We start from the raw sequence: 8,325 nt of genomic DNA, 5'->3' as shown, positions 1-8,325 counted from the left end.
CTGTTATGTCGTCGAATTGGTTGTTTTGGTACTTCTGTCCACTACGTCAAAGAACATATTTTCCACGTTTGGAAAACGGTGACTGAGAACCCGAAAACGAGCGTTTCAATCGGTAAGCTATTTTTTTTCTACTCTTTCCCCGATTTGGGACTGCAAAGGTAAGAGAAGGTTTTGAAAAATCAAAATAAAAAAGAAAAAATAATTTTTGGCTGCTTTTTCTTTTTTAACCCCTAAGCCTTTGTATATCAACTGCTTAGTTGCCCTTGCCCCGCGTCGTATCCCCGATTTGGGACTGCAAAGTACCGCATTATTTTAACCTTTGTCAAGACCTCTAACCAAAATAAATGTAGAATACTTTCTACATTGCTGACTATTAGGCGGTAAGAACGGAATTTATTTTTTCCTGAGGCTCCGAAAACCGGATTGAGTGGATAAAATCATGAATTGCTGCGGTTTTATTTTCCTGATTTTGCTCCAGCAAACGGACGAATGCGCTCCCAATGATGGCCCCATTGGCATACTGACTAGCGGTTTGAAAGGTCGAATAATCCTGAATTCCGAAACCAATCAGGCGCGGATTCTTTATTTTCATTGCTTCGATCCGGCTGAAATAGGCTTTCATTTCGTCCGTGATTCCCTTTTGTGAGCCTGTCGTACTGGCCGATGAGACCATATAGATGAACCCATTCGTTAACTGATCAATCTGTCGAATACGGTTTTCAGTTGTCTGGGGCGTTATCAGGAAGATATTTTGCAACCCATACTGATCGAAAATGGCCTTGTATTCCCGTTCGTATACATCAATTGGCAAATCCGGCACGATGATTCCATCTACACCCACCTCGGCACACTGCCGGCAAAATGCTTCCACTCCGAACTGAACGACCGGATTTAGATAGCCCATCAACAAAATTGGCACCCGAACCTTCTGCCGAATTCCCTCAAGTTGCTCGAACAAAACCCGCAATGACATCCCGTTGTGTAACGCTTTCTGATTGCTTTGCTGAATGGTTTCGCCATCGGCAACCGGATCCGAATACGGCATTCCGATCTCGATCAGGTCAACACCGGCTTCCTGCAACGTCTCCAAAATCGGTGCGGTATCGTGCAACTGGGGAAAACCGGCGGTGAAATAAACGTTCAGAATCTGTTCGGACTTCTTTTGAAACAATGCGGTAATGCGGTTCATGGCAGTGTTTTTTAGGGAATGGAATGCTTTCCCGCCAGCTTTTACCTGGCGGAAGATTACAGAGTACGTGTGATGGTTATTTTGGAAGACGAGTCGTGTAGGCGGCTAAATCTTTATCGCCACGGCCTGAAAGGCAAATCACGACGGTTTCGTCCGGGCGGGCTTTCAGTTTGGGCAAACAGGCTAAGGCGTGTGATGACTCCAGGGCCGGAATGATTCCTTCCAGACGGCTCAATTCAAAGGCCGATTCCAATGCTTCCTCGTCAGTAATCGCGTAAAACCAACCACGACCGGAAGAAAACAAATGAGCGTGTAAGGGTCCAATACCGGGATAATCCAAACCGGCGGAGATCGAATAGGGTTCGACGACCTGGCCATCTTCGGTTTGCATCAGGATGGTACTGCTTCCGTGCAAAATACCGGGTTTCCCCAGGGCAGTCGTCGCAGCCGAATGGCCCGATTGTACACCCTGACCGGCCGCTTCGGCAGCAATCAGTTTCACCGACGGTTCGTCCAGATAATGGTAAAAAGCACCGGCAGCATTACTCCCTCCACCCACGCAGGCAATGACATAATCGGGATTGGCCTGACCAGTTTTTTCCAGCAATTGCTTGCGGGTTTCTTCGGAAATAATGGACTGAAAACGAGCTACCATATCCGGATAGGGATGCGGCCCAACGACCGAACCGATCACGTAATGGGTATCGACCGGATTATTGATCCAGTGGCGCATGGCCTCGTTGGTAGCATCTTTCAGGGTTTGACTTCCGCTGGTGGCCGGAACGACCGTTGCCCCCAACATTCGCATCCGGTCGACGTTGGGCTTTTGGCGCTCCATGTCGATGCTACCCATATAGACAATACACTCCAGACCCATCAAGGCGCAAACCGTCGCCGTGGCAACGCCGTGCTGACCCGCACCGGTTTCGGCCACAATCCGTTTTTTGCCCAATCGCTGGGCCACCAGAATCTGGCCGACGGTATTGTTCACTTTATGAGCACCCGTATGACACAGGTCTTCGCGCTTCAGGTAAATTGTTGTGTTGTAAGCGGCTGACAGACGACGGGCATGAAAAAGTGGGGTTGGACGACCCACATAATCGGTCAGTAAATCCCGCCATTCCTGTTGAAAAGCCGGATCGGAAATTATAGACAGATAATTTTGGCGTAGTTCCTCTACGTTTGGATAAAGCATTTCCGGAATGAATGCGCCACCGAATGTGCCGTAGTATCCCCGTTCGTCGACCTGAAAAGCTGATTTTACTTCTGTAGTTTCCATTGTACTCAAAAACAAGTATGCAGTAACTGTAGAACCGCACCGATTAGGATTACCGGGCAATTTTTGATTACTATCTATTTAAATAAGGCAGAAAAGCCTGTAAGACCGCAAAATGCGGTCTCTGAATGTATAAATATCTCAATAGATTGCGGGTTAAGCGACGGTTTCCTCTTCTTCGATAGGTTTCAGTCCGGTAATGATCGCTTTGACCAGTTCGATGTCTTTCAGACCCGGGCTCATTTCAACCTTGCTGTTAATATCAACGCCATACAGCTTCAGGTGTTTGAGTTTATCCAGAGCGTCAAGACTTTCCGCATCGATGCCGCCACTGATAAAAAACGGTTTGTCGTTATCGTAGCGATTCATCAAACTCCAGTCGAACGAGATGCCGTTGCCGCCAAACTGATCGCCTTTTGCATCGAACAAAAAGAAATCACAGGACGGTTTGTAATTGTTCAGCATGCTGAAGTTGAACGTTTCATCGACCGAAAAGGCTTTGATGACGCTGACACCCCGGTTCCGCAGATTCCGGCAGAAGTCGGGCGTTTCAGTTCCGTGCAACTGAACGTATTGCAGGTCGTACTTTTTAACGCTGCGCAGAATGTAATCCGGGCTGGCGTTGACAAATACACCCACTTTTTTCGTGCTGCGCGGAAATGATTTCAACAGTTCAGCGTCCAGTTCTTCACCAACAAACCGCAGTGATTTGTCGTAAAAAATAAATCCCATAAAATCGGGTGCCAGGGCGAGCAAATCACGGATGTTGTCGGAATCCCGCATTCCACAGACTTTTACTTTCATACGATATAGTGTTTTTGAGATAATGGATGCAACTGGTTCAATTCATCGAGTAAGTGCTGCAAAGCCTGTGCCGGGTCAGCGGTTTTCATAAACGTTTCGCCGATCAGAAAGCCCTGATAACCGACTTGCTGAAGCGCCAGAATGGATTCGGCCTGCTGCAAACCGCTTTCGGAAATTTTGACGAATGAATCGGGAATTAACGTTGAAAGCCGGACGGACGTTGACAGATCGGTCACAAACGTTTTCAGATTGCGGTTATTGACACCCACCAGATCGACGGTTTCGGTCAAATGGCTGGCCAATTCCTCCTCATCGTGAACTTCAAGCAGTACTTCCAGACCCAAATCGTGCGCGACCTGGCAGTACTGTTGAACTTGTTCGGGCGTCAGGCAGGCGGCAATGAGCAAAATAAAATCCGCACCGATTGCTTTGGCTTCTACAATCTGGTACGGATCGATGATGAAATCCTTCCGGATAATCGGGGTTGACGGATTAGCCTGTCGCGCCTGGATCAAATCCTCAGACGTACCGCCAAAAAACGGTTCGTCCGTTAAAACCGACAGACAGGCGGCACCGGCCCGGACGTAACCCGCCGTGGTGTTGGGCACCAGAACCTGATCGTTGATGATGCCTTTGGAAGGAGATTTTCGCTTGAATTCGGCAATAATACCCGATGAACCGGGTCGCCGAAGCGCGTCGTAAGCACTCAGCGGCTGTCGCTTAAACTGCGGCCGTTGTTCGAGCTCCCGTTGGGATACGACGGTTTTCTGGTAGTCTACTTCGGTTCGCTTCCGCTCAATAATCCGTTCAAGTACGTCCATTCTATTCTTTATTCCGGTGGTATTGCACTTTGTAATTTTCTTTACAACCGATTCAATTCTTCTTTAGCCTTAAGCCGCCAATAATTTTTTAAGGCTGTCCAACGCCCGCTTGCTTTCCAGCGATTCCCGCGCCTGCTGAATGCCTTCCTCAACGGTTTTCGCCCGTTCGGCGGCTACCAGGGCCATAGCGGCATTGGCAATAACCGCATCCGTTTGGGCGGAGGTGGCTTCGTTGTTCAACACATTCATAAAAATACGGGCAGAATCTTCGACGGACTTACCCCCGGCCAATTGTTCAGGCTGAAGTTGGGGCAAGCCGATTTGGTGCGGAGTCAGCACTTGCTCAGCGTGTGCGGTGATCGTTTTAAAGGCGCCGGTCAACGACACTTCATCATAGCCATCCAGAGCGTGTAGGATCATAAACCGCTTAGGCGTTTGCTGATAAAGATACGCATACAATCTGGCTAATTCAAGACTGAACACGCCAACGAGCTGTTTTTTCGGGAAAGCCGGGTTCACCATCGGCCCCAAAACGTTAAAAAATGTCTTTACACCCAATTCTTTCCGAATCGGCCCGACATTTTTCATCGCCGGGTGGAAGAGGGGCGCATGCAGAAAACAAATGCCGGCGGTTTCGACTTTTTTCCGCAGCACATCATAATCATTTGTAAACCGGTAACCCAGAAATTCCATGACCGTCGACGACCCGCACATCGACGACACGCCGTGATTGCCGTGTTTGGTAATCCGCTGCCCGGCACCCGCCACAACAAAAGCCGACAAGGTTGAAATGTTGAAGGTATCCTTGCCATCGCCACCGGTTCCGCACAAATCCATGACGTCATATTCCGACAAATCGACAGGCAGACACAGTTCCAGCATGGCATCGCGGAAGCCTTCGAGTTCCTCGACGGTAATGCTCCGCATCATGTAAACTGTTAGAAATGCGGCAATTTGCGAGGTATTGTATTGTCCGGTACTGATTCCGATCAACACCCGCCGGGCTTCTTCTTTGGTTAAGGTCTTGTATTCGAACAGGTGATTCAGTATTTCTTTCATGAGGTTAATAGAAATAGGATGCGTTATTTATCTTTTGATGCAAAGCATTTGGTTGCCATTCTTCTGAAAATGATACGGTACTTCTACCAATTCAAATGAAAACCCGTTCTTCCAGTACTCATCCGAAACGGCATTTACATACGGCGAAAGCTGACCACTTAAATCCAGTAACGGAAAAATTCGTACCTCATTGGCAACGCGCAACAATTCGCTAATGGCCTGTTTATGAAACTCTTCTGACAAATGCGTCGTATACAGAAACAGAAAATGCGAACAGAGCGCCAAATCAAAGGAATGATCCGGGAAAGAAAGTTTGGGTAGCGATTCTGTCCGATAGCGTCCCTGAAGCTTCCCGGTTTCGTAATCAGCCAGGAATAAATTCATCGACTTCATCCGCTGATTTCCCAAATCATCCGCATCCCGAAAATCCGTCCAGTTGTACTGAGACGCATTGGATCGGGTTTGCTCAACCACCGTACCGTACGTTTTCTTAATCCGGGAAGCGATTTCATCCGTTGAAAAAGCATAAACCGGATCAATTGAAATCACGGAGTGCCCCAATTCCGTCATTTCAGCGTTGAAACTGGCCGGGCCGTCGCCAACGCCGAGGACGGTTTTGGCCAAATCTGCTTCGGTTAAGTTGAACATTCGCCGGTATTCGGCCAGCGAACGGCCCCAGGGAACAACAGAATCCAGAATCATGCGTTCAACCAGTTTTCCAGCATCTGTTTTCCGTGCTGCGTTAACACCGATTCGGGGTGAAACTGAACACCCCGCACGTCATATGTTTTATGCGCCACGCCCATTACGCGGCCTTCTTCGTCGACCGCCGTAACCGTCAACTCGGCCGGAATACTTTCGGGAATAACCGTCCAGGAGTGATACCGCCCCACCAGCAATTCATTTGGCAATCCATTGAATAACCGTTCGGTGGTATTTTCTACAAAGGTGCGATGCGCAACGCCGTGGTAGACATCCGTCATGTTTTCCAGCGTCGCACCAAACGCTTCGCTGATTCCCTGATGGCCGAGGCAAATGCCTAAAATGCTTTTGGTAGGCGCATAGGTGCGAATAATTTCCTGCATAATGCCAGCTTCCGACGGAATCCCGGGACCGGGCGACAACAATATCTTGTCATAAGTATCTACATCTTCCAGCGAAATTTTGTCATTCCGATACACATCAACGGTATGGCCCAACTCGCGAAGAATATAGACGAGGTTGTACGTAAACGAATCGTAGTTATCGATAACCAGCACTTTCATAAAAACCGTTGTTTTAGATTGTTTCAGCCTGTTTCATGGCCGTCCGCAAGGCCATCAATTTGTTATGTACTTCCTGCAATTCACTTTCCGGATTCGATTTGGCAACCACGCCAGCGCCGGCCTGATAATGTAACGTATTGTTTTTGCTGAGGAACGTCCGGATCATGATCGCCTGATTGAAATCGCCACTGAAGTCCATGAAACCAATGCACCCGCCGTAAAACCCACGGCTCGTTTTTTCGTACCGATCAATCAACTGCATCGCCATGTGCTTGGGAGCACCCGACAAGGTTCCGGCCGGAAAAGTTTCGCCCACAATCCGCAACGGTTTTGTATTCTCATCCAGTTCACCCACGACTTTCGACACCAGGTGAATGACGTGCGAGTAATATTGCACCTCTTTAAAGGTTTCAACTTTAACGGTTTTGCAATTCCGGCTCAGGTCATTCCGCGCCAGATCGACCAGCATCACGTGTTCGGCGGTTTCCTTCGGATCGTTATGCAGTTTTTGCGCCAATTCCGCATCCGCTACATCATTGCCAGTCCGGCGAAAGGTGCCGGCAATGGGATAAATGATGGCGTTCTGTCCTTTAATAACAATCTGAGCTTCCGGCGACGATCCGAACAATTTATAATTGCCATAATCAAAATAGAAGAGATAAGGCGACGGATTCAGCGAGCGCAGAGCGCGGTAGACGTTAAATTCATCCCCCCGAAAAGTTGTAGAAAACTTACGAGAAAGCACAATCTGGAATACGTCGCCCCGGTGGCAATGTTCGATTCCTTTTTGAATAATTTCCAGGAATTGCTCATCCGTAAAATTAGACTGTTCATCCTGCGTAGTTTGGAAGGAATAGGACGGAAAATTGCGGTTTTTAATAAGGGTTTCAATGTAATCAAGAGTATGGGGAGCAGGCTCCTGACCTTCTTCCAAATACGAATGCTCAAAAAGATAGAGTTCGTCTTTAAAATGGTTGATCGCAATTACATACCGAAATGCCTGGTAAACGACCAGCGGCACGTCGTTTTCGGCTCCATCCGCTTTCAACGAAATATCTTCAAAAAACTGAACCGCATTGTAGCCAATGTGACCAAAAAGGCCATTGGTAATAAACGGAAACGGGAATTTCTGATACTGAAATCCGGCTCTAAAGTCTTCGATTTCCGTCAGCAAGTCATCTTTTGGAGAAATCTCGACGGATTTTGACGTAGCGTTTGGATAGTCAATCTTTATAGAATTACCATCAAATTCAAATTTTGCAACGGGATCAAAACAGATGTACGAATAGCTGTTGTCATTCCCGTGGTAATCTGAGCTTTCAAGCAGAATACTGTTGACAAACTTATCTCTCAGGCGAAGATAAATACTGACAGGTGTCAAAGTGTCAGCCAGCATCTTGCGGTAGGAACTGGTCACCTTGAAGGCCGGTTTTTGTTCTTTAAAGGGTGCAATCATGATTGAAAAGGAAATGGTTAGAAAACAAAAAAAGCCCACTGGTTTGAACAGTGGGCTTTCGAAAGAACCAATAGGATCGGTTTTACAAAGCATGCGCTGACTGTTCAACTTCGATTGAAGAAGAACGCCACCAAAGATTAGAAGATGTTAATCCAAAACGCATGGTTACAAATGTTTTTTAAGTCGGGGTGGCGGGATTCGAACCCACGACCTCTACGTCCCGAACGTAGCGCGCTACCGAGCTGCGCTACACCCCGATAGGCAAAGGTAATTATTTTGTAAAAAAGAAAAAAGTATACCCATCTCGGTTTAAGGAGATGGGTACATTGTAATCTGTGGTGGCGGCAACCTACTCTCCCGGAAGTGACTCCAGTACCATCGGCGTAACGGGGCTTAACGGCTCTGTTCGGTATGGGAAGAGGTGTTCCCCCGCACCCTTGCCACCATCCCAGCTC

Annotated in this window: 8 protein-coding genes, 1 tRNA gene and 1 rRNA gene; all 10 read right to left on the bottom strand. The window is 47.9% G+C overall.

The features are described 5' to 3' along the window. Positions 1 to 373: 373 nt before the first annotated feature. Positions 374 to 1,189: a tryptophan synthase subunit alpha gene (gene trpA, locus DUE52_RS31915; RefSeq protein ID WP_114410202.1), complete on the bottom strand. Its 816-nt coding sequence runs from the start codon at positions 1,187 to 1,189 to the stop codon at positions 374 to 376. Positions 1,190 to 1,265: 76 nt separating this feature from the next. Further along, positions 1,266 to 2,468: a tryptophan synthase subunit beta gene (gene trpB / locus DUE52_RS31910; RefSeq protein ID WP_114410201.1), complete on the bottom strand. Its 1,203-nt coding sequence runs from the start codon at positions 2,466 to 2,468 to the stop codon at positions 1,266 to 1,268. A 153-nt stretch (positions 2,469 to 2,621) separates the two neighbouring features. Further along, positions 2,622 to 3,269 (bottom strand): phosphoribosylanthranilate isomerase, encoded by a 648-nt coding sequence (locus DUE52_RS31905; RefSeq protein WP_114410200.1) that lies wholly within the window; start codon positions 3,267 to 3,269, stop codon positions 2,622 to 2,624. Continuing rightward, the gene (gene trpC / locus DUE52_RS31900; RefSeq protein ID WP_114410199.1) at positions 3,266 to 4,090 is read right to left on the bottom strand and encodes an indole-3-glycerol phosphate synthase TrpC; all 825 of its coding nucleotides are present in this window, start codon (positions 4,088 to 4,090) and stop codon (positions 3,266 to 3,268) included. Before trpC ends, DUE52_RS31905 begins: the two co-directional genes overlap by 4 nt. A 69-nt stretch (positions 4,091 to 4,159) precedes the next feature. After that, entirely contained in the window at positions 4,160 to 5,149 is a 990-nt protein-coding gene (trpD, locus tag DUE52_RS31895; RefSeq protein ID WP_114410198.1) for an anthranilate phosphoribosyltransferase, read from the bottom strand. Positions 5,150 to 5,176: 27 nt separating this feature from the next. Beyond that, positions 5,177 to 5,851 (bottom strand): class I SAM-dependent methyltransferase, encoded by a 675-nt coding sequence (locus DUE52_RS31890; protein WP_114410197.1) that lies wholly within the window; start codon positions 5,849 to 5,851, stop codon positions 5,177 to 5,179. Further along, a complete protein-coding gene (locus DUE52_RS31885) occupies positions 5,848 to 6,414 on the bottom strand; it encodes an anthranilate synthase component II (protein WP_114410196.1) in 567 nt (188 codons plus the stop codon). The genes DUE52_RS31890 and DUE52_RS31885 overlap by 4 nt, the downstream gene beginning before the upstream one ends. A 13-nt stretch (positions 6,415 to 6,427) precedes the next feature. Then, positions 6,428 to 7,870, bottom strand: a complete 1,443-nt coding sequence (locus DUE52_RS31880) for an anthranilate synthase component I family protein (protein ID WP_114410203.1) — start codon at positions 7,868 to 7,870, stop codon at positions 6,428 to 6,430. 183 nt (positions 7,871 to 8,053) lie between these two features. Next, positions 8,054 to 8,127 (bottom strand) — tRNA-Pro (locus tag DUE52_RS31875). Between the two features lie 79 nt (positions 8,128 to 8,206). Beyond that, positions 8,207 to 8,318, bottom strand: a 5S ribosomal RNA gene (gene rrf, locus DUE52_RS31870). Positions 8,319 to 8,325 lie beyond the last annotated feature (7 nt).

Source organism: Larkinella punicea (genome assembly GCF_003334855.1).
In the GTDB taxonomy this organism is placed as follows: domain Bacteria; phylum Bacteroidota; class Bacteroidia; order Cytophagales; family Spirosomataceae; genus Larkinella; species Larkinella punicea.
This window is presented reverse-complemented; position numbering and strand designations above follow the sequence as displayed.